Origin of the sequence: Nostoc sp., assembly GCF_036917975.1 — a bacterium.
In the GTDB taxonomy this organism is placed as follows: domain Bacteria; phylum Cyanobacteriota; class Cyanobacteriia; order Cyanobacteriales; family Nostocaceae; genus Nostoc.
Map to the genome: position 1 here is coordinate 1 of NZ_JBALEJ010000013.1, position 21704 is coordinate 21704.

The window sequence follows — 21704 nt, forward strand, 5'->3', positions numbered from 1 at the left end:
GATAGTTCATCCACAGATAATTCTGTGGTTTCCATCTGAATATAGGTGGAGTCTGTAACTACATCTTCAAACAGCAGTTGCGGATTTTCATCGAAGGGGTCTAATGAATTAGCTTCCAGAGCAACACCAAATATCTCTGAGGGCTGATTAGTAAATTCTGGAACAAAATCTAAAGCTTCTGGTTGTTGCGGCCTGATAATTTCTTCCTCTGGATGCTGCGCCAACGACGGCGTTTCAGTCGTAGAGGCATCGTTGATTATCGGGGAAGCAGTTGAGTTAATTGGTGCTAACTCATCAAATAAATCATCTCCAGAATCCGATGAGAATATCAAATTTAACTGCTCTTGATGCTGAAAATTGATATTAAAATCTTCTTCTAGATCAAAACTGGTTATCGGAGAAGGTATGGATTGCTGACTATCGGCGAAAATATCATCAGCCGCCGCAGTAAACAAACTCTCATCTAACGCCCTTTCCACATTCTGCTCAATTAAGGAATCAAATTCGTCTTTTTCCTCTGTGCTTTCCTGGCTCCAGAAGTTGCTCAGATCGTTTTCTGATTGAGAAAACTCAGGTGCGGTTGTTGGAGATGTATCGAATAAGTCACCAATTTCTGATTCACTTGTCGGCAGTAGTGTCTGTTCTTCCATATCAGCAAATAGGTTGTCCAAAGACAAGTCTGTTTGCTGGGGTAATTCTATATAGTCACTAGGGGTAATTTCTTCTACCCAATTTGCATTTCTAGTTTCTAAGAATAGGTTATCAAAAGTGTTTTGTTGGTTGGTAGATAGCTCCACACTGGCGAACGCCTCAGTTTCGGGTTGAGTCACTTCGCCTGTTGGCAATAGTTCTTCTTCATCATCTAGTGCCAGTGTCAATAAATCTTCAACTACACTATTTTGGTCAATATTTTCAGGAGTTTGATTTATATCACTAGGAATATCAATAAATTCTTGTAAATTTTCGAGAGAAGAAGAGTCTAAATTTATATCAAGTACGTTAATATCACTCAACTCTAGAGTCGTAGCAGCCGTTTGCTGATTTTGCGGTTCGGAATTCTCTTTTTCTAGGAAATTGTCGCCAAATAACAGGGATAAATCTTCTGCCGCAGTTGTGGTTGCTGGTTGCTGCGTGTTACTTGTGTCTTCATCAAAGGAGAGTAAATCGGATAGATCGCCATCAGCAGCATCAGTGCTGCTGAAATCAATTCCAAAGTCATCGGTAGCAACAATATCTAAGGTTTCTTCTTGATGCCAGCTTTCATCTAGTTCGGGAGTTTCACCTTCAAATAAATCGGCAAGGGTATTTAACTCAGCTATTCCTACCTCTGGCCCGTGGGGGTCAATATTGTTACTAATTGGATGTGCTTCGTCATGTGTGGTGAAAGCAAGACTGGTATGAGTTGCAGCGTTTAGTGGTGTCCCTTGCAAAATATAGGGGCGATCGCGGCTATTATCCTGTTCTAGATTCAGTTCTTCTGTTTTCTGGGTTAACAGCTCGGTGTTAGCCGATAGAATTGGCTCTGATGCTGTCAAAGCCGCAGACTCTTCATCAAATAAATCAGGCGTAATTTCTAATAACTCAATTTCTGCAAAGCTCAAAAGTGCTTCTAGTTGCTGACTGATTGCAATTTCGGCTTCTCTACCTTGCAGAACTAATTCTTGAGCTTGTTTGATTTCGGTAATGACAATTTTAGCTAAAGTCAGATAAGTATTTTCGGGATTAGCGATCGCACTGGCTGCTGCTTGGCACAAACCGCACCACTTAGGCAAATTCCAAGTCTCACCAAGTTTGACTAACTGGTGACAGCATTGCTGGAGGTTTTGCCGAGTTGAAGGGGTTGTGGTTTGCTTAAATAGTTGCAACATTTCCCGCAGTCTTTGCAGCACTTGGGCTTGAAACTCGGCCCAATTATTTTCTTTAGCTGTGACTGGCGATAGCGTAGCGTTAGCGAGTCCGCGAGCGTCTAGCGTAGCGTTAGCGAGTCCGCGAGCGTCTAGCGTAGCGTTAGCGAGTCCGCGAGCGTCTAGCGTAGCGTTAGCGAGTCCGCGAGCGTCTAACGCCGCGTTAACGAGTCCGTGGGTGTCTTGTACTTCCTGGGGTTGGGGTGTTACCGAGTCTGGAGATTCCTGATGGGTATCTTCTACCAAACTGGAAATATCTCGCCGCAGGAAAAGTTCTGTAAGTGTGGAGACATTTTCTACAGAGGTTGTATGTAGTTCTGTGGCGTCAGAACTGCTGGCTACTCCACTCTTTGCTTGTTCTACAAGTAGTTCCAGATGTTCATACAGCCATTTAAAAACTGGCTCTGTTTCTGACATCAAAGTATTAGCTGCATCTTCGGAAAGACCATAAGGCCCACTCAAATGCTCTAACAGCGATTTTAAGGTATCAGATACACCAAGAAATAAAGACTCTAACTTTTGGTCAATCTGAACCGGATTATCTTTGAGAATTTTGAAACAATCTTCCAGACGGTGGGAGGTATGCTGGATGCTAGTTAATCCAAGCATCGCCGCTCCTCCTTTGATGGAGTGAGCCGCCCGGAAGACTTCACTGATCATTTCCGGGTCGTTCAAAGTACCCTCTAAATTCAGTAAGCCTTGCTCAATGGTATTCAGGTGATCCCTGGCTTCTTCAATAAAGTAACCCAAAATCCGCTGTTGTTGTTCCGGCAGCATAGCAAAATTTATCAGTTATGAGTTATGAGTTATGAGTTATGAGTTATGAATTATGAGTTATGAATTATGATTTTTATTTCTAACTCCTCACTCCTAATTCCTAACTTTTTTATCTGGTTTCCATAGTTTCTACTCGGAAACGTTCAACGGAGGCGATTAAGTCACGGGATACACCTACTAAGTGTTGTAGGGCACCTGAAACTCGTTGTGCTTCTTGAGAGGTTTCTTGGGCGGTCAGTTCTACTGATTGCATTACATGAGCGACGGCGCGGGAGGTTTCCGTTTGTTCCACAGTATCGCTGGTAATGGAACGCACAAGAATATCGATGCGATTCGCCACTTGAATAATGTTTTCGAGCGATCGCTTGGCTTCTTCTGCCAATTTTGTCCCTTTAATTACTTGTTGTGTGCCTTCTTCCATCGCGGTCATTACTGAGCCTGTTTCGCTTTGGATTTGCATCACAATTTGTTCAATTTCCTTCAGGGATTTAGCAGATTTATCCGCTAGCTGGCGTACTTCATCTGCGACGATCGCAAACCCGCGTCCAGCTTCTCCTGCTCTTGCCGCCTCAATACTAGCATTGAGTGCCAGCAAGTTTGTTCTGGAAGCAATTTGAGAAATCAACGCCACAATTTTAGAAATTTCTTGGGAAGATTCCGCCAACCGCTTCACTTTGCGAGTGGTTTCGGCCACGGTTTCTCGAATTTCTAAAATCCCCGCCACGGTATTTTCTACTGCTTCGCCACCTTTGAGAGCGATCGTACTAGCATCACGGGCAACGGTTTCAGCTTCCCGCGCCGCCTCTGCTACCCGTTGAATCGAGTCGGTCATTACCTGGACAGAATTCAGCGTTACTGCCAACTCTTCTGCTTGGCGCAAAGCATCACTAGATAAGGCTCTGGCAAAGGTTTCAGAGTTGGTTGCACCTTTTGTTACATCCTTCGCCGCCACTTTTACCTGTTGAACGATATCCCGCAGGTTTTGAATTGTCAAATTAAAGGCATCAGCTACAGCTCCCAGTACGTCGGCTGTCACTTCCGCTTGCACTGTTAAATCACCTCTAGCAGCACCTTCCACATCATCCAAGAGGCGAATTACCTGGCGTTGGAGGTTTTCTTTGGCTTCCTCTTGTTCATCGGCTTTGCGTTGGGCTTCACTTGTGGTTGTAAAAATTACCCGCGCCATTTCATTAAAGCCAGTGGATAAATGCCCCAATTCATCCTCAGAAAACACTGTGGCTTGAGCATTCAGATTTCCTTGACGTACAGCCTCAAACTGATTTTGGAGATCGTCAGTTGTGCGCCGAATTTGTTTCAGTGCCAGATTTCCCATGAAGCCTGCGGTAGCAAAACCTGCAATCCCAGCAGCTAATGACATTGCCCAACCAGTGTTTCTGACTGATTCTCGCTGTTGCGGTGGCGAAAATGTGGTAGCGACAAAGCTAACTGTGGCTACAACCAGCGCCGAAACAATGCCCACACTGCCAGCAATTAACCATTGTTTCCGTTCAATGGAAGCATTCTCTAATGGTGCTAACCATCCTTGCTCGATGCTGACATTGGGTTCTAGTTTCGAGACATCTGTTTGGCTAAAGACTGGAACGGCTTCATGGGAACCAGTCATCGAAAATAATTCTTCGTCGCGATCGGCTGTATTTGCTGCTCCTTGAGAGCGTCCACTGTCACGAGTTTCTGCTGGAGCAGAATGCATTGCTAGATCGCTGAAGTTAGAATCTCCTTCGATCATGTCAAACCCTGGAATATTGCCTAAATCGTCAAATTCCTCAAAGTCATCTAAAAACTCGATATTGCTCTTAGAATTTTCTCCATTCAGTATAGTAGCTGAGTCTTCATAAGAGCTTAAACCATCTGAACCAAAGGCAGATTCAAATGCTTCCATGTCAAAATTTTCATTATCATCAAAGCTATTTTGACTGCTGAATTCAGTTGATTTAAACTGCTTTTCTTTCTGAGGTAAGTTACTACCAAAAGATGAAGGTTTCTTAGATAAATCTGGCTGAAAAGCTGACTCTGATTCCAAATCTGCTGATTTTAACCAACTATGTGCTTCCGTTTCAGGCAAAGGTTCTTGCCTGCCAGATTCCACATTATTTGTTATTGGCGAATCATTTCCCAGTTCTTCTGAGACAATCAGTAAAGTTTCGTCTCGAAAACTAGATTTTTTATATTCTAAATTTCCAATATTCTGTTCTGGAGACTTTGGCTCACTCAACAAATCAGTGAAATTATTCTCGCTATTATCGGTTAGTGAATTAGAAGCTGAAGAGTTATTATTGTCAATAGTTGAATTTCCGTGAGGAGAATTTATCTCATTATCTGAAAATTGACTATTTACTAATGATTCTTCCAGAATAGCTTCTGATGTATCTTCTTTCCAAAAAGCAGGCAACTCTAATTCTGTATTTTCCTCCCATTTATTATTTGACTCTTGTTGCTGTAATTCTTCATCTAAAGCAAAAGGATCGTCACCAAAAGGAGTAGAAGAATCTGATATTTTTACTGTTCCAATACTATCTTCTGTGGGGATGTCAAATGGACTTTTTGAAGATATCTCTTCAACGCCATTCACAGTTTCTTGATGCTCTCCAAAAAAGTTCAAATCAAGGTTATTGCTGTCAAACTCCTCACTAGCGCCCAAATCTTCTAATTCTGGTTCAATATATGCCAGTGGATCGGATATCTCTGAGGAATTTATTTGCTCTTGACTTTCTGATGTATGGATCTGCCCACCAAATGACTGTAAATATTGATTGATATTTTCGATTCCATTATTGGCAAAACCAATAATTTCTTGATCGTTAGTCAAGCTCAATACCTGTTGATATTCTTCTTTTGCTATATCGTACTGCTGTAAAACATAGTAGATGTGACCCCTTAACAAATGGGAGTTAGGGTCATCTGGTAAATTTTGCACCACTTGGTCAACTAAAGTGGCCGCAACCTCATAATTCCTTTGAACATAGGCGGTCATCGCCTGTTGATATGTTGGCTCGTAATTATCAATACTTGCTGCCATTTCCTCCTCCAATTTCATCCTGCCCACCTAGCACTCCGTACAATTGCCATTTGATCGAGCAGTCGTAGGCACTGATTTTTTTTAGCACCTAATGACCACTCTCCACGTAAAAAGGGAGCCATAGTATCTGGAACACTAGTAGGTGGCATGAGATTTTGGACATCCAACCAATCCATACCACCGATTTCCTCTACTGCTAAACCCACAATTGTGTCTTGTTCTTCAATGGCAATCACCGAAATTTCAGCTCTATCCGTGTTTAATGCACTTGCTTCCCCCAGAAATTGACCCAAATCGGCCACCCAAATAACTCGACCTCGTAAATTTAGAGTACCCAAAAGTAAAGGAGAAGCATTAGGAATCGGGGTGATTCTATCAGGACTTAGTTCAATTACCTCCCGGATGCCAGTTGCTTGTAGTGCAAACTCCTGATGCGAGGGAATGTAAAACCTCAAATGTAACTCACCTTCAGGACTTTCTACTTGTAATTCTGGTCGGAAGTGGTCTTGACCGCTGCCACTTAAAAAGTCCGGTTTGCTGACCATGTTGTTTTTATCCTTATCCTCGCAGCAGTTGTTTGACTGTTCCTACCAACTCGGTTGGTTGAAACGGTTTGGCTATGTAAGCGTCTGCACCCTGCTTCATGCCCCAGTAGCGATCGAATTCTTCACCTTTGGAAGAACACATCACCACTGGAACATTTTGGGTTTTGGGATCGGATTTTAACCGCCGACAAACTTCATAGCCGTTCATTCGGGGCATGACAATATCTAATACCACTAAATCTGGAGGTGCTATTTGAATTGCCTCTAATGCTTCTAATCCGTCACTGGCGTGGGTAACTGTTAGGCCAGTTGCTTTCAGGAGGTCTGTAATCATCTCCCTTTGGGCGATACTGTCTTCCACAATCAGAACTGTACTCATAAATGTCATTTACCTCCTGATTTAGACGTTCCTAATTGGAACATTCCCTGATTCCTCCGTAAGGATTAACTGTATAAATTAATTTTATGTCTTCACTATTTTCCCGGAGATTGATATTTCACTGAGTTAGCTGACTCTGTGATAACATCTTTTAACTCATCTTTTAGTAGATCAACAAATCTTTGATCTCTTTATATGCTTCACAGATGAGAGAGAAATCAATTCAAAATTCAAAATTCAAAATTAAAGAACTTCTGCCTCCTGCTTCCTCTTTCCCAATGCCCCATGCCCCATGCCCAATGCCCAATGCCCAATGCCCCATTTTCATTGGTTGTTGATATATTTCTCTATGAGCATGAGTAACTCATTGGCTGTAAACGGTTTTGTTAAATAATCTGTTGCCCCGACCATCCTAGCTTTGACTCGATCGATAAACCCATCTTTACCAGTAAGCATGATAATCGGTGTGAGCCGAAATGCTGTTGAATGTCGCAGCATGGAACAAACCTCGTACCCTTCCAATTCCGACATGGCAATATCACATAAAATTAAATCTGGTTTGAGTTGAAAAACCAGACTCAGTGCCTCTAAAGGATTGGTGAGAGCGATCGCTTCATAACCTTGTGGTTGTAGGATGGAATTTATAGTCTCACCGATGGCGATCGCATCGTCAATACATACTACCCGCCCCCTGGATTTTCCTTTCAATTCTCCGCTATCCGTGTGGGTATCCGGTCTATTTGTTTCTGAATATACTAGTTGTAGCCAACTTTGTTGCACATAAGGGTATATTGCCTTAGCGACTGTCAAAATATCTCGGTTGAGATGGCGAGCTAGTTGACGCAAGGATGTTTTACCATCAGCCCAATGTTGTAGCTTATTTACAGTTGCTTCTGGTAGGGAAGATTGTAGCTGAACTTTGTCAGATAGCACTGGTAATTGTTCTGGAGACTGAATGTGTGGATAGAGTTGCTTCCACTCTTGCACCTGTTTCGTAATTTTTGTCACAAATGGAGCAATCTCGAAAGTGTTTAATTGCGGAGCAAGTGCCACACCTTGATGGAAAATGAAGTTACCTTGGCGTAAACTCAGCAAGTCGAAGAGAGTTTCATGCACCAAGCCCTGAATGATACTACCAGCGATCTTTGGGTTGATGATATTCCGCTCCAAAAGTGCCCAAAGATAGGCATACTCTGGCGCGTCGGTTGGTGGTAGGGAGGCAATTTGTTTGTCGGTGAGTCGCGTCTCAACTCGGTAATGACGTAAATAATCGCTAATTCTGGATAAACTACTCTCGCCTTCTTGGCAATAGATAATTTGACCATTCAAGAAAAAGACAAACCAAGACTGTTGTTTGGGGCGATAAATGTTTGCTCCCTCTCCACCCAGTTTGTTGTTATGGTGAGAGCTATGAGCTTCAACCCATAATTGACCGGTTCGTTGTCCCAACTCAATCAATTGCAGGATACTGCAAATATCAATTTCATTTAAATTTCCCTGCATTTAGCTAAAAAGTACTCCTTAAGTATTTAAGTATTGCTGAATTCTGACCTCTTCTTTAAGTATTGATTATGGATTATTGCAAAGATTGTTACTCTCTTCTTATTGTCATTAGGGAATACATTAAACTATAAACCTTAATCTTTCGTAATACACTTCGACAAAGCTAGTGTTAACACGGAAGTCATCATCACTGTCATCAGTACAAAATATAAAGGCGCGACCAGATGCTTCTATAAGTATCAAGACGTAATATCTCGCGTCTATAGTTTTGTCTGTCTTGTCCTTCTAAGCTTCCGTTTAGTGAGACAAGTTAACAGAATTATTTAAGGTATATCTCAAAACATGAACTTTAAGTGCATCAATAAAGGACTAACGGTGTGCTGTATTTAGCAGAAGTACAAAAACAGAAAGGTGGTTTACTCGGTGGCGGTGCTAAAACCGAACTGAAACTGCTAGCTTGTCAGCGAACTGACCAGAATTGGAGTACTGTGTCGGAAGAAGTGATTGCCGCTGAGGATGCAAGCAAATTAAATGATGGCGCTTTGGTACTGGCTGAACTGAATCCGAATCGTCAAGTACAACGGATTCAAGAAGCAGGGCGGCCACTAGTCAACATTTTGCAGAATTTTTCCCGCCAGCTGGAGAAATTTAAGCTCAAGGAAGATGAAATCGATCAGTGGAAACAGTCGTTAACGTTTCAGGCGCAAGAGTTGAATCGCCGTGAAATGGATATGGAGGTACGCTCAGAACAGTTGCAACAACTGGAGGAAGAGTTACAACACTTAGAGGAGCAAAAACAGGAAGTTGACACCTCCCGCCAGGAAATTGAACGATTGCAAGGAGAAGTTGAGCGCAACCGTCAAGAGTTGGAAGGCGCTTGGGATCATTTACGGGGTGAGCAACGTCGCCTAGAGGAACGCCAAGCGGATTTTAAACAAGGGACGGTTTTGGATGAGGAGCAAAGTCGGGTAATGAGTGAGTTACTCGATCGCTTGTCTAGTCGTGTTACTCCCACAGAAACAGTTAGAGAACATCTGCATATAGCCTTTGAATTGGTTGAAAAGCAGCAAGCGACTCTGACCCCGCACTGGCAAAAACTGGAGGAGCATAAAAGTGCGATCGCCCAACAGCAAAAAGAAGTTGAGCTATTGTCACAAACTTTTAGCGATCGCCAAAATTCATTACAAGAAGCACAAAATTCTCTAGTTCAGCAAACAGCCCAATTGCAGATTAATACCGCAAACCTGACCAGCAAGCAAGAGTATGCTCAGATCATCAAAGAGCAGTTACGAAACGCTGAAGAGTTATATCAACAGATGCACTCTTTAGCTGCAACATCTTGTGATGTAGTTCTTGGTAAGCAAGCTGATGTAGAGGCTTTGGAGAAAATGCCTTTAGAAGAACTGCAAAAGATTGTACAAGACTTGGAATATAAGTTAGAAATAGATGCTAGCTTTGTTCACGATCAAGAACAAGAACTGACATATAAACAAGAAGCTATAGAAGAACTCCAAACTAAATTAAATAACGCATCTGACAACGACCATATCAATTTGGAACTGGAACTAACGGATGAAAAAGACCTCTATCAGATGCTAAATTCCAGCTTGGTGGGACAACGCCGCAATATGCTACAGCATCAGAAGTTTCTCAAGCAACATAAAGCTGTAATGCTGCGACGCCAAGGACATGCTGTCACTGATGAAGAAGGAAGTAACAACAAAATTAATTTAGAACCGATTCTGTTACAAATTGAAACCCAGCGACAACAATATTCACAGGAAATCCAAAAGCTGGAACGTGAGATTGAGCAAATTCGTTCTGGTGTTGAGCTAAATCAGGGAATGATTGACAATCAAACTCACGATCTAAATCAAAAGCGCCAAGAACTGAAAGCGATCGAGGAAAACTTGCTATCTCTAAGAAGAACAACTGCTGAATTCTCTGGTCGAGTGAATCTTTACCAAGAAGCGCTACAACCAATTCAGGATTCTCTAGATGGATTACGGCAAAAACTGCAAGGAATTGGAGAATCTTTGGATCAATTCCAGGAAACTGGTGATTATCAAGTCCAAGCGATCGCTCAGTTGCGTCATACTCTCCAAGGTTTAATGCCTCAGCCGGAATTACTAGCTTCTTAAAAAGCGATTAAAAATCGCGGCTACACAAACTTTCGTCCGCCTACGCGGACTCAAAGAATTTGAAACCCACGGAGGTGGGTTTTGTCTGTATAGCCGCGAATTCTATTCGCCAGGGCAGGTGTGTTTTTACTCTGAGCTTAGTTATTCTATAAATAGCTAAAAAATATTTCCCAAATAGCAACAATACTATTATTCGTTGGTTCGATGAAATTATTGCTTACTTTGATAATGGTACTAATAGTGGTGCTGTTGAAGGTATTAATAACAAACTCAAGCTAATTAAACGTTCTGCTTAGGGATTTAGAAACTTTGATAACTTCCGAATTAGATGCTTATTAAATTGGCATTTTAATTGTTAGTTTGGCATAACAAGTACCGAAGAACCATTAAAAAGTATCCTCAGCAGCTAGAGCTAAACGAAGTGATGCGACATCGGTTTTCTCATGGCTTGCTGCTGTTGCCAAAGACGATAAGTGTGGATATATTGGCAAAACCGGGAAATTCGCCATCCAACCTCAATTTATTGGATGTGAGCAATTTGATCAACAAGGAGTTGCTAAAGTCACTCAGATTGGACTGACAAAAGATAGCTGGAATGAATCTCTCTACATCACTCGTGATGGTAAAACATTTCCACAAATGATCACCCCTGCTTCGTTCAGTAATTTTTATCCAGCTAGAATTAAACTGCTGACTTCAGTGATGGCTTGCTTCTTGTGGATTGTTGCTATTAGCTTTCATGTAAGAAGTTTAAACAAGCTCTAGCTGATTTGAAAGTTTTCAGTGCTGAGTAATAATACATTGAGTTGCGATCGCTCCCAATCGCTTATTTGCTCATTAGACATCTCCGAAAAAGAATGTAGAGACGTAGCACTGCTACGTCTCTACAAGGGTTATGAGTGACGCATATTTAATTTCTGGAGATGTCTATTATATTGCTCATAATTTCTCAAGTTTTACAACACCGCCTTCGATTGCCTCTACTGTTAATCTGTAACCCTCCATCACTGACATACCGACAAGTGGATCTGACTCAGCTTCATCAATCGGAATGGTTAGTAATTGCTCATCCCAGACAACAATAGCTTCATAGACATCAAACACACATTCACTACCATCTCCTAGAATTGCTCGTCCTCGTCTTTTCCAGGGTAGTTCTAATGCCGCAATGAAATCTGGCGGTAAGGATAACCAACCGTTAAAACCTGTATCAACAATGGCGGTTTGCTCATGTACTTTAGCATCAGCACCACAAATACCTAAAAGGATAATTGGCTCGTAATCAGCATTCACACTTCCAATAATCATTTTGTTTTGTGGATGCGCCCAGCCCCAAACCGACGGACATAGCGAGAGCCAACACGCACAAACCAGATTTGTGCATCTGGGTAGCGAGTTTCAAGACGCTTTGAGGCATTGATTTCATCAGTATCCATTTCCCAGCCACCTGTCTCGATGTCGATTGCAACAATCTTGCCATCATTACCTGCTTCGACTTGTGGCCGCACTTGAGAGTCGTAGATTTTATCACCGCGACGAGCAAATTCTTCTTTACTGTAACGAGGTTGCCGTAATGCCATGTAATATCTCCTCCGTAGTCTTAGACCACTGGTTAGGAAGGAAAAACTTCTCTAGCGTTTATTGTAAACTGGAGAGTTGAATTAGATTGGCTAATAGTGCGATCGCTCCTAGATGAAATGCATTAGCCTATCTTATCTGGACTAGAACCGCTATAAGCCACAATAGAAGTTGCCGATGTTTGAGGCGCTAATTATGGAAGAATTATTAACCCTGAAAGACTTACTTGTTAAGGGCGATGTTCAAGGAGCATTGACTATAGTTGAAGAATTAACAGAAATGAGCCGAAATGACATAATCAAGACGATTCGTAGCTATGCAGTGATTTTGCTGTTGCATCTAATTAAACAACAAGCTGAAAATCGCACGACTCGCTCTTGGGAAGTTTCTATTCGCAATTCGGTTCGGGAAATTCAACGAGAAAATAAGCGGCGCAAAGCGGGGGGTTATTATCTGACGCCAGAAGAATTGTTAGAAACCTTAGCAGAAGCCTATTTAAATGCCATTGATGAGGCTTCCTTAGAAGTAGAAGAAGGTCGTTATGAAGTCCAAGAATTAGAAAAGCTGGTTAACCAGGAAGAATTAATCAATCGTGCTTTGGCTTTAATCTTACCAGGAGAGTCTAATTAATTGGCTAAACAGCGACTCGACACACTATTAGTAGAGTTAAATTTATGTGCTTCTCGCGCCTTAGCACAGAGATTAATTCAGGCGGGGGAAGTTACTGTTAATCAGCAGTTAGTTGATAAACCTGGTACTGAAGTTGATATTACGGCTCAAATAAATATTAAAGAGCGATCGCCTTTTGTTTCTAGAGGTGGTGAAAAACTCTCCAAAGCTTTGTCAGTATTTGCCATTCCCGTAGTCGAGCGCATTTGTTTAGATGGTGGGATTTCTACTGGTGGTTTTACTGATTGTCTTTTGCAAGCTGGAGCAAAAAAAGTTTACGGTGTTGATGTCGGTTACGGACAGGTTGACTGGCGATTGCGAAATGATCCACGAGTGATTTTGCGGGAACGCACCAATTTACGGCAACTACAACCAGATGAGTTATATGGCGAGGATGACGCGATTCCTGATTTGGCGGTAGTTGATGTATCGTTTATTTCTTTAACTAAAATTCTGCCTGCTTTGTGGCAACTAACTCAAGCTAACCGAGAAGCTGTATTGTTAGTCAAGCCACAGTTTGAAGTTGGCAGATCCCGTGTGGGTAAAAAAGGTGTTGTGCGCGATCCAAACGACCAAGCTGATGCCATTTTCCAGGTGTTGCAATCCGCCCACGAATTAGGATGGAAATACAAAGGCTTAACTTGGTCGCCGATCACTGGCCCTGCTGGGAATATCGAATATCTTTTATGGTTGGGAATGGAAAGTGAAACGCCATCACTTGATTTAGAGGCAATTAAGCAAATAACGCAATCAGCAACAACTGATTTACGGAAGAGTTAAAGAAGAATTCAGAATTCAGAATCAATTAGTGGGGGACTTAAACCCAGATATTCATCTGCACTCGGGCTCAAATTCATACTGAATTCTGACTACTGACTCCTGAATTCTTTCTTGTTAAACGTCGTAAATTAGACATTCTACGGAAGCTGGATGGCGATCGCAGTAATTTTCCAAAGAGGTTTTCTTTTGTTTTGCTTGCTGTTGATCGGCTTTTTCAGCTTGTAATTCTTCTACAATATCCCAAGCTACGGCACAACCAGCCGAATTACTGCCATCTAGCTCACAAGTTGTCCGCGCTTCAGCAATGGCTTCAATAATGGCTTCTTCAATATTTGCTGCCCCAGCAGTTTCAAATGAGTTTAGGGTTGTTGTCATGTACTTTCACCTTTAATTTACAGACAGAGATATTACTATTTTCAAGTAAATAGACCACGCGGTAGGGGCACAGCATTGCTGTGCCCTTACGACTGTGAGCTTTCAATGACCCCAGGAAGCTCACATTTCCAGTTTAGATAGGCTTCCCAAAAGAGGTAGTGGTAAACACCGCCATCTTTTCAGCAAATTTGAGTGGGAATTACCCTCTTATCATCTTTGATTCAAAAAGCTAAGGGAATTCCACTAGTTGTAATCACTAGTAGAGGCGGTCATGTTCTCAATCTTGCATCCCAAATTGGGAATGTCAGTCAATTGTCAGAGGAGCTTGATAGAAGTTGATAAACACTTATAAACGGTAACAATAGGGAAACAATTCTTATTTATTCTCAATATTTTATGCCTAACTCTTGTCGCAGACGATACAGAATTGTATTTTGGTCAACTTGAGAGAGAATTTCTTGAATGACACTGCTAGCGCCCAACTGTCCCCAAGTGCAGCCTTTTTCGAGATAGACTTGGGCGGCTTTACCAACAGAGTATGCGCCATAACCAGCAATACCAGCTTGAGCGATCGCACTGCCAGCAAAGGCAGTAATATTGCTGGGATTATCACCACTGGTGATTGCTGCCGTACTTTTACCTAAACCTAGAATAAAACTACTGCCTAATTCCCCCAGTAGTAAACCACCAGAACTAAATAAAATCGTTTTTAAAATTTTCCCCGCTTCATAGCTAGTCATCGGCAAACCATACAATCTAGCTAGAGCGCGAATTAAAGCCAAATCGGCAACAGTTCCGCCCAGGATATCTAAAAAAGCAATGGGATTGAGCATTACTGCCAAAGCTTTGTATTTGGTAAATTTCCAGATGATATCTTCGGCTTCTTTTTCGCGTAAGTCGATAGTTTTTTGAGCGATCGCGGCTTCTGCATCTCGTGCTTGGATGAGTGCATTTAAAGCCAGAAGCGATCGCCCTTCCCGATTCAGAATGTTCAGAATTGTCTCTTTGAGTTCGTCTACTTGCGGTGGTGGTGTCTCCCATTCATAACTGACACGCCCATCAGGCCATTCAACCCGGACTTCCATTGCTGCTGGTTCCGCCGCCACCATGACAATTTCATCAGGTAGTAGAGGTTTCGCTTCAGGATGTCCAGCACCCAGTTGTTGTAAATTTTGGTAAATCGCTCCTTGGTCGGTATCTGGGTATAAATCTATTTTGTTAAACACTAAAATCAGGGGTTTTTGCGATCGCCGCAACTCAAGCAATGCTTGATACTCAGTGCGTGTGATATCACCAGACACGACAAACAAAATCAAATCCGCCTGATGCACGACTTCTCGTGCCATATCCGCTCGTGATTCACCCTCAATTTCATCTAATCCAGGGGTATCAATTAACTCTACTAGTACCTTGCCATCGGTCTGCCACCGCACAGAACGGGGCCATTGAGTGACACCATTCAGGGGCCCAGTTTGCAAAATCTTGTCACCCAGCAAGGCATTTAAAACTGCTGACTTTCCCCGACTCACCAAACCAAAGACGGCAATTCTAATCACGTTAGAATCTAGCTTGTTGAGTGTGGCGTTCAAAGCTTCTAATTCCGGTTTCACCAACCCTAGCAATTCTGGGTTAGATGATAACTGTCCTGACTTACGGAGATATCCATACCAAGAAAGCGCTTGTCTGAGACTGGCGCGGGCACGATTCAAATGAGTTTCTTGCAGATTACGATAAACCGACATAATACCAGCACTTTCAGCTTTGACCGAAAACGAAAAGGGAGCATCCCAATGAGAGCTTAAATCTTTTCCCTCACCCCCAGCCCCTCTCCCAAAGATGGGAGAGGGGAGACATTAACTCTAGTTCCCCTTCTCCCAAAGATGGGAGAAGGGGTTAGGGGATGAGGGCTATCAAGGTTTTTGCACATTTGGGATGCTCCCAACGAAAAGGATACAAGCCCCTAAATTTATTTATGGGGATCATTAATTTTGAATTTTGTTAGCGCAGCGTAAAGCCTTCTCTACGAGACGCTACGCGAACGGCATGGCAACGCTATGAGCGAGTCCGCGTACCCTTTCAGGGAAGCAAGCTACGCTTTTAGCGTCTCGTAGAGAGCGTCATTTTGAATTTTGAATTCGGAGCGTTCGCCCTTGGCGTCTCCAAGAGTTGCGACGTGACTTTCTCAACCCTGTTACCAGAATTGAGAAAGTGAACACACCTCTATCTTATATCCCTAAAGTTCTTAGGGACTAGGTGCATTAGTGATTTAGAACATTCCCAGGATCTCTAATGCTGTATCCAGATGCCATTTAACTCGATAGAGTCCAAACAGTTTCTCTCGCTATCACGGTACTAAAATCAGGTAGCAATATTTAACGATAGGGAGGGTCTAGTGAGCCATTTTTACTGAACAGTTTAACGTGGTTAGATAGAGGTGTTATGAGCTTTGTACAAAGTGAGCGTAGGCGCAGCCCAAACTAGGCATCGCTATCTAAATTCACAAAGTAGATCACATCCTATTGATAACCAGCAGCTTGTAACAGAAACAACTTGGCATAACGTCCTCCTAGCTGTAACAATTCTTCGTGAGTTCCCTGTTCTATAACTTCGCCGTTTTCTATAACTAGGATTTTGTCAGCCATTCGTACTGTCGAGAAGCGATGGGAAATCAAAAGTACCATCTGATTTTGAGTAATAGCGCGAAAATGATTGAAAATCTCAAACTCAGCTTGGGCGTCTATTGCTGATGTTGGTTCATCTAAAACTAAGATATCTGCTTGCGATCGCATAAATGCACGAGACAGTGCAATTTTCTGCCACTGTCCCCCAGAAAGTTCCTGTCCTCCCTTAAACCATCGACCAAGTTGAGTTTGAAAGCTTTGGGGTAATTGGTCAATAAAAGATTGGGACATGCCTTTTTCAGCAGCAGTTCGCCAACGGGTTTTATTTTCGAGATGTTCTACATCGCCCACGCCAATATTCTCACCCACTGTGAACTGGTAGCGGACAAAGTTTTGAAAAATCACACCAACGCGACGCCGCAACACATCCACATCCCATTCCTGTAAATCCAAGCCATCTAAGAAAATTCGCCCAGAGTCAGGGGTGTAGAGTCGGGTAAGTAGTTTGATTAAGGTAGTCTTACCGGAACCGTTTTCACCGACAATAGCCAGTTTCTCTCTAGGCTTCAAATGCAGCGAAATGTTTCTCAATGCTGGCTTGGAACTTCCCGGATAAGTAAATGATACGTTCTCAAAACGGATACCATCTTGGGAATTTAAACCAATGGTTGCTTTACCCCAAGATTTTGGTACTTCTTCTTCCAGAAAATCATAGAGATTTGATAGATATAGGTTGTCCTCATACATCCCGCCAATAGAAGTAAGGGCATTGGAGAAAGTAGATTGTCCTTGGCGAAAAACGGTAAGATACATGGTCATATCTCCCAAGGAAATTTTACCTAGTACTGTTTCCAAGACAATCCAAGCATAAGCTAGGTAAAAAGCACCAGTACTAACTAAACTCAGAAGATATCCCCACAATCCTCGCCGCAGAGTCAAATCGCGGTCTTCGCCATAGAGTTGATCGAACAAGTTGCGGTAACGTCCTAGCAGCATCTCTCCCAACTGGTAGAGTTTGATTTCTGTGACAAAATCTTCTCTTGCTAGGAGATTTTCTAAGTAGTGCTGTTGACGAGTTTCTGATGCACGCCAACTAAATAAGCGAAAGGCTTCTCCAGCAAACTTTGTTTCGGCAATAAATACAGGCATAGCTGCCAAAATCAGTACTACTACCGCCCAACCTGAGAAATTTACTAGCAAAATCCCGTAGGTAATCAGGGAAAGGGCATTTTGCACTAATCCAAAGGTGCGGTTTACTAAAGAAAGAGGACGAACTGATGCTTCTCGTCGGGCATTGGTCAGTTTGTCATAAAACTCTGAGTCTTCAAACTGCCTAAGATCCAGTGTCAGCGCCTTTTCTAAGATGAGTACATTTACTCGCTGACCCATTAGCGCCCGCAATAAAGATTGACAAATGATAATTCCTCGCTGACTGCCTGCTAGTAAAATTACAGCGATCGCTTCTAATCCTACATAAAATAGCGAGGGATTAATATTGACAAAACCATTGTTTTGTGAGTTAACTTGAGATGCAAATACCACTGCATCAACAATTAATTTACTGATGTAGGATATTGCCGCCGGTAAAAGACCAGCCACTAAAGTTAAACTAGCCAGAAGAATAGTAAGCGATTGGCTAGTAGTCCATACTAAGCTTACAGCCCGTCCACTGTAGCGAAAAACCGTCAGCGATTGACGTAGGATATTTCTTTTTTTTTAATTTTCATCTTTTTTGGGCGAGATACCCCAGCTTAGGCGGATCTTCCTGACTCTATTAAATCTTTATTAATTTTACATTTTTCTAAGAATGTTCGCTGAAAACCCCGAAGTTGAAACCTAAAAACTAGTTTTGTAGGGTGTGTTATGCCGTAGGCTAACGCACTAGTGCACACCCAACGAACTCATGGGAGATTAGGTTATGTGGACAGATGAGATTGTCGAAGAGATTCACCGAATCCGTGAAGAATACGCGAAGTCCTTCAACTATGATTTGGACGAGATATTTGCAGACCTACGCAAAAAGGAAGCAGAAAGCGGCAGACAAGTTGTGAACTTATCGCGAAAGCCCGGTCTAACAACACGTTGGAGCGGACGGGCGAGAGATATTGGTGGGGATGCAATGGCGAGGCTAAAATGAGAGGGCGATCGCTTCCTTTCACCAGTGCGATCGCCGATATTGTAGGTTGGGTTGAGGCACAAAACCCAACAATCATAGGCCTTTGCGAGGCTAACAAGGCATTGAGACGGACAAGCAGTGGTGTGGACTAAAATGGATAGAAAAAGCTGTCGCCCATTTCCCGCATGAGTGAAACCGTCTACATCGAGACGAGTATCTTAGGCTATCTCACTGCTCGACCCAGCAGAGATATTGTGGTGGCTGCAAATATTGAGATAACGAGGGAGTGGTGGGATACGCGCCGCAGTGACTTCCAACTCTACTCCTCCCAAGCAGTCGTAAAAGAAACCTCCCAAGGAGATGCTCAAATCGCATCTAAACGACTTGAAATCATTCGCGATCTTGCGTTACTCGATTTGAACCAATGTGTGCTTGATTTAGCAGAGCAATTTTTGGGACACAGTAGCCTTCCCACAAAAGCGGATGTTGATGCTGTTCATATCGCAGCCGCGACCGTTCACGGCATGGATTACCTACTCACATGGAACTGTAAGCACATAGCCAATGCCCAAATTCAGAGAAAATTGGCGGAAATCAGTTTTGATTTTGGATATGATTTGCCGATTCTTTGTACACCCTACGAACTGCTTGGAGATTAATCATGTATCAGGATGAGATTGTCGAAGAAATCCACAGAATTCGTGAAGAATACTCTTGTTCATTCAATCATGATTTGAAAGCCATCTTTGCTGATTTACAAAAGCAGCAAGCTGAAGGTGGAAGAGAAGTTGTGAGCTTATCGCGAAAGCCCGGTCTAACAACACGTTGGAGCGGACGGGTGAGAGAGATTGGCGAGGATGCAAAGGATACTAGCCGCCGCTCAACTTAGCCGTTATACGTCGTTATACATATAGCTCCAGAGGGTGGAATTGCACAGGTCAAAGTAGGGCGATCGCCTATCGTCGTAGGCTGGGTTGACAACAGGAAACCCAGAATCACTTTTCTCTGGCAGTACTAACCAGAAGCCAGATTGCACTTGAAGCTGCAACCGTGGATGCGATCGCGAGGCTAAAATGAGAGGGCGATCGCTTCCTTTCACCAGCCCTCAGACGAGGAGATTCTCAAATGCCATTAGCTGAACTCATGTCACAAATCCAGGAACTTCCAAAAATTGACAAGCTTCGGCTAATGCAGTTCCTTGCCACAGAACTGGTCAAGGAAGAAGATGCAAACTTCTTTGTTGCGAACCGGGAGTATCCAGTCTGGTCGCCGTACAATTGTTCTGAGGTTACCAATGTCTTGATGAATCTTCTGGCGACAAAGCAGCAAGAGAAGAATGGTTGACACTCAAAAATTTCCCTACAAAATAATAGTCAACACCCTACTAACGTACCATCTCATATTTTCGGTGCATTAGGACTAATGTCCATAACGCACCCTACCAGATTCAAGCCAATGTGGATGAGGTTTTCCGACTTGTGTGTACACAGTAAGTCTTTAGACCGGAGAGTGTCAACCCCACAATCTCCTACCTGCTTTACCACTTAATCTTTCGTGAGTATCTGACAATAAAGCTGGAATATCTAACTTTTCTGGACACCGAGGTAAACAATCACCACATTCTGTACAACGATTGCCTTTCATTCCAGGGAACCAATGACCGGCATTTTCAAACATTCCGTAACGATATTGGCCATAGTCTTTCATGTCGTATGCCACTGCAAGATTACGTAACCGTAATACCTCTGGAATATTGATGTTTTCTGGACAGGGCAAACAAGCATAACACTGGCTACAATTATCAGTTTCCAAAGCAACTTTTTGGTGATTTTCTAAACGCAAAAAAGTAGAAATTTCTGCTGATGTTAACTCTCCATCATGGTCAGCAACTTGCAAAGGTTCTATTAATTCTTCTGGGTTGGCTGGCCCTATACTCAAAGTAGTAATACGGTGATTAGCAAGTAAGAATCGATAATTTAGCTCTAGGGGTGAATACGGATAGCAGAGGTCTTTTAAGGTCTGAGGTGGCGTGTAGAGGCGTCCTCCCTTATCAGCAGGGGAAATAATGAAAATACCCATATCCTTTTCGGCAGCTAGTTGAATCGCTGGTGCGTGCCGTTGAAAAAAATAGTAATAATGCAGATTGACAAATTCAAAGAAATCTGTGTTAATTGCAGCCTGAATTACCTCTAATGAACCGTGGGTAGAAAAACCAACGTGTCGGACTCGTCCATCGGCAATAGCTTCCTCAACGGCCTGCATACAGCCATTTTTGGCTTGCACCCACTCCAAATGTTGCCAAGTGTTTAAACCATGAACACTTAAGCAATCTACATAATCTAGCTGTAATCGTTCTAGGGATTCGTCAATGCACCGACGCATGAAGTCACCATCTGCTGTGGCTGAGATTTTGGTAGTGATGTAAAGCTTCGTTCGGGGTACTGATAACCCAGCTTTTAGCGCCCTACCAAGATACTCCTCGCTTTTGCCGTAACCTCTGGCGGTTTCTAGATGATTAATTCCTAATGCTAAGGCTTTTTCGATGGTTTGGTGAGCATTTTCAAAAGAAGCCAAGTAGCGCATTGTTCCCAAAGAAAAAACCGAGAGGCGCAGATTCGTTTTCCCAAAGCGTCGGTATTGCATCTTTAACAAAGTTAGGAGTCATTCAATTTTAGATTTTAGATTTTAGATTGAAGGAAAAATCTAAAATCTAAAATTCCAAATCTAAAATTGCAATTGCCTAGCTGTCACCATTACCAAAGCGCTTGATCAAGTCTTCAGGACGGAGATTGGAAATAAATTCACGGAAGGCTTGCTGTTCGGCTTCATCTGCATCACGATCAACAGGGATAGAAGCATCGGCAATGACTTCTTCCATTACCCAAATGGGAGTATTTGTACGCAGGGCAATAGCGATCGCATCGCTAGGACGCGCGTCAATTTCTTTTTTGACTTCACCTTGCTGGACAATTAAAGCTGCATAAAATGTATCCTTTTGCAGGGAATGGATAATTACCTTTTCTAGAGTCATGTTCCAAGTCTCTAGAAGATTTACAATCAGGTCATGGGTTAAGGGTCTGGGAGGCTTCTGATTTTCCAGTGCGCCCATAATCGCCCTAGCTTGTTCCTGACCGATGTAAATTGGCAAAGCCCGCCGATCTGAAGAATCTTTCAAAAGTACGATCGGGCTGCGGGTTATGGCATCTAATGCTATGCCAGCAACTTTCATTTCAATCATTGGCTAGGCCTCTACAATGCTTTGAGAGCCTTGGGTGCTGT

The 21704-nt window shown here is 42.7% G+C and carries 21 protein-coding genes and 1 pseudogene; 7 read left to right on the plus strand and 15 right to left on the minus strand.

Annotation, left to right across the window (positions count from 1 at the left end; translation table 11 throughout):
- The 5 genes from V7K76_RS04255 to V7K76_RS04275 all read right to left on the minus strand — a co-directional run.
- Positions 1-2681: Hpt domain-containing protein (locus V7K76_RS04255; protein ID WP_335029690.1), on the minus strand; the 2681-nt coding region annotated here is incomplete at its 3' end.
- A gap of 109 nt (positions 2682-2790) precedes the next feature.
- Complete coding sequence (locus V7K76_RS04260) at positions 2791-5718, minus strand: methyl-accepting chemotaxis protein (protein ID WP_334777029.1); 2928 nt, start codon at positions 5716-5718, stop codon at positions 2791-2793.
- Positions 5719-5732: 14 nt separating this feature from the next.
- Complete coding sequence (locus tag V7K76_RS04265; RefSeq protein ID WP_179068518.1) at positions 5733-6263, minus strand: chemotaxis protein CheW; 531 nt, start codon at positions 6261-6263, stop codon at positions 5733-5735.
- Between the two features lie 13 nt (positions 6264-6276).
- Positions 6277-6642, minus strand: a complete 366-nt coding sequence (locus tag V7K76_RS04270) for a response regulator transcription factor (protein WP_069073698.1) — start codon at positions 6640-6642, stop codon at positions 6277-6279.
- A 324-nt stretch (positions 6643-6966) separates the two neighbouring features.
- Positions 6967-8145 carry a response regulator gene (locus V7K76_RS04275; RefSeq protein WP_334777030.1) on the minus strand — a complete coding sequence of 393 codons (1179 nt, stop codon included), beginning with the start codon at positions 8143-8145 and terminating at the stop codon, positions 6967-6969.
- Positions 8146-8522: 377 nt separating this feature from the next.
- On the opposite strand from V7K76_RS04275, the gene hmpF reads away from it, so the two are divergent.
- A complete protein-coding gene (gene hmpF / locus V7K76_RS04280; RefSeq protein WP_334777031.1) occupies positions 8523-10286 on the plus strand; it encodes a pilus motility taxis protein HmpF in 1764 nt (587 codons plus the stop codon).
- 155 nt (positions 10287-10441) lie between these two features.
- Positions 10442-10645 (plus strand): annotated as a pseudogene (locus V7K76_RS04285) (transposase); the annotation flags it as partial.
- Between the two features lie 27 nt (positions 10646-10672).
- Here V7K76_RS04285 and V7K76_RS04290 read toward each other — a convergent pair.
- The 3 genes from V7K76_RS04290 to V7K76_RS04300 form a co-directional block, all read right to left on the minus strand.
- Positions 10673-10795, minus strand: coding sequence for a hypothetical protein (locus V7K76_RS04290; RefSeq protein ID WP_334777032.1), 123 nt, complete (start codon positions 10793-10795; stop codon positions 10673-10675).
- 430 nt (positions 10796-11225) lie between these two features.
- Positions 11226-11594 carry a clan AA aspartic protease gene (locus tag V7K76_RS04295; protein ID WP_334777033.1) on the minus strand — a complete coding sequence of 123 codons (369 nt, stop codon included), beginning with the start codon at positions 11592-11594 and terminating at the stop codon, positions 11226-11228.
- Positions 11591-11866, minus strand: a complete 276-nt coding sequence (locus tag V7K76_RS04300; RefSeq protein ID WP_334777034.1) for a hypothetical protein — start codon at positions 11864-11866, stop codon at positions 11591-11593. Before V7K76_RS04300 ends, V7K76_RS04295 begins: the two co-directional genes overlap by 4 nt.
- Positions 11867-12059: 193 nt before the next feature.
- Between V7K76_RS04300 and V7K76_RS04305 the strand changes: the two genes are divergently transcribed.
- Both V7K76_RS04305 and V7K76_RS04310 read left to right on the plus strand, forming a co-directional pair.
- On the plus strand, positions 12060-12494 hold the full coding sequence (locus V7K76_RS04305; RefSeq protein WP_334777035.1) for a DUF29 family protein: 435 nt from the start codon (positions 12060-12062) through the stop codon (positions 12492-12494).
- Positions 12495-13313 (plus strand): TlyA family RNA methyltransferase, encoded by an 819-nt coding sequence (locus tag V7K76_RS04310; RefSeq protein WP_334777036.1) that lies wholly within the window; start codon positions 12495-12497, stop codon positions 13311-13313.
- 114 nt (positions 13314-13427) lie between these two features.
- Here the strand turns inward: V7K76_RS04310 and V7K76_RS04315 are convergent, their stop codons facing one another.
- From V7K76_RS04315 to V7K76_RS04330, 4 genes are all read right to left on the minus strand, one after another.
- Positions 13428-13688, minus strand: a complete 261-nt coding sequence (locus V7K76_RS04315; protein ID WP_334777037.1) for a Calvin cycle protein CP12 — start codon at positions 13686-13688, stop codon at positions 13428-13430.
- A gap of 386 nt (positions 13689-14074) precedes the next feature.
- On the minus strand, positions 14075-15430 hold the full coding sequence (locus V7K76_RS04320; RefSeq protein ID WP_334777038.1) for a GTP-binding protein: 1356 nt from the start codon (positions 15428-15430) through the stop codon (positions 14075-14077).
- A 774-nt stretch (positions 15431-16204) separates the two neighbouring features.
- A complete protein-coding gene (locus V7K76_RS04325; RefSeq protein WP_334777113.1) occupies positions 16205-18013 on the minus strand; it encodes an ABC transporter ATP-binding protein in 1809 nt (602 codons plus the stop codon).
- Positions 18014-18288: 275 nt separating this feature from the next.
- Entirely contained in the window at positions 18289-18522 is a 234-nt protein-coding gene (locus V7K76_RS04330) for a hypothetical protein (RefSeq protein WP_334777039.1), read from the minus strand.
- A gap of 88 nt (positions 18523-18610) precedes the next feature.
- On the opposite strand from V7K76_RS04330, the gene V7K76_RS04335 reads away from it, so the two are divergent.
- Positions 18611-19084 (plus strand): type II toxin-antitoxin system VapC family toxin, encoded by a 474-nt coding sequence (locus tag V7K76_RS04335; RefSeq protein WP_334777040.1) that lies wholly within the window; start codon positions 18611-18613, stop codon positions 19082-19084.
- Between the two features lie 2 nt (positions 19085-19086).
- Positions 19087-19314 carry a hypothetical protein gene (locus tag V7K76_RS04340; protein ID WP_334777041.1) on the plus strand — a complete coding sequence of 76 codons (228 nt, stop codon included), beginning with the start codon at positions 19087-19089 and terminating at the stop codon, positions 19312-19314.
- 3 nt (positions 19315-19317) lie between these two features.
- Here the strand turns inward: V7K76_RS04340 and V7K76_RS04345 are convergent, their stop codons facing one another.
- On the minus strand, positions 19318-19524 hold the full coding sequence (locus V7K76_RS04345; RefSeq protein ID WP_334777042.1) for a hypothetical protein: 207 nt from the start codon (positions 19522-19524) through the stop codon (positions 19318-19320).
- Between the two features lie 26 nt (positions 19525-19550).
- On the opposite strand from V7K76_RS04345, the gene V7K76_RS04350 reads away from it, so the two are divergent.
- Positions 19551-19769, plus strand: a complete 219-nt coding sequence (locus V7K76_RS04350; RefSeq protein WP_334777043.1) for a hypothetical protein — start codon at positions 19551-19553, stop codon at positions 19767-19769.
- 168 nt (positions 19770-19937) lie between these two features.
- Here V7K76_RS04350 and V7K76_RS04355 read toward each other — a convergent pair whose 3' ends face one another.
- On the minus strand, positions 19938-21068 hold the full coding sequence (locus V7K76_RS04355; RefSeq protein ID WP_334777044.1) for an aldo/keto reductase: 1131 nt from the start codon (positions 21066-21068) through the stop codon (positions 19938-19940).
- Positions 21069-21165: 97 nt separating this feature from the next.
- Positions 21166-21663, minus strand: coding sequence for a bifunctional nuclease family protein (locus tag V7K76_RS04360; protein ID WP_012406891.1), 498 nt, complete (start codon positions 21661-21663; stop codon positions 21166-21168).
- Positions 21664-21704 lie beyond the last annotated feature (41 nt).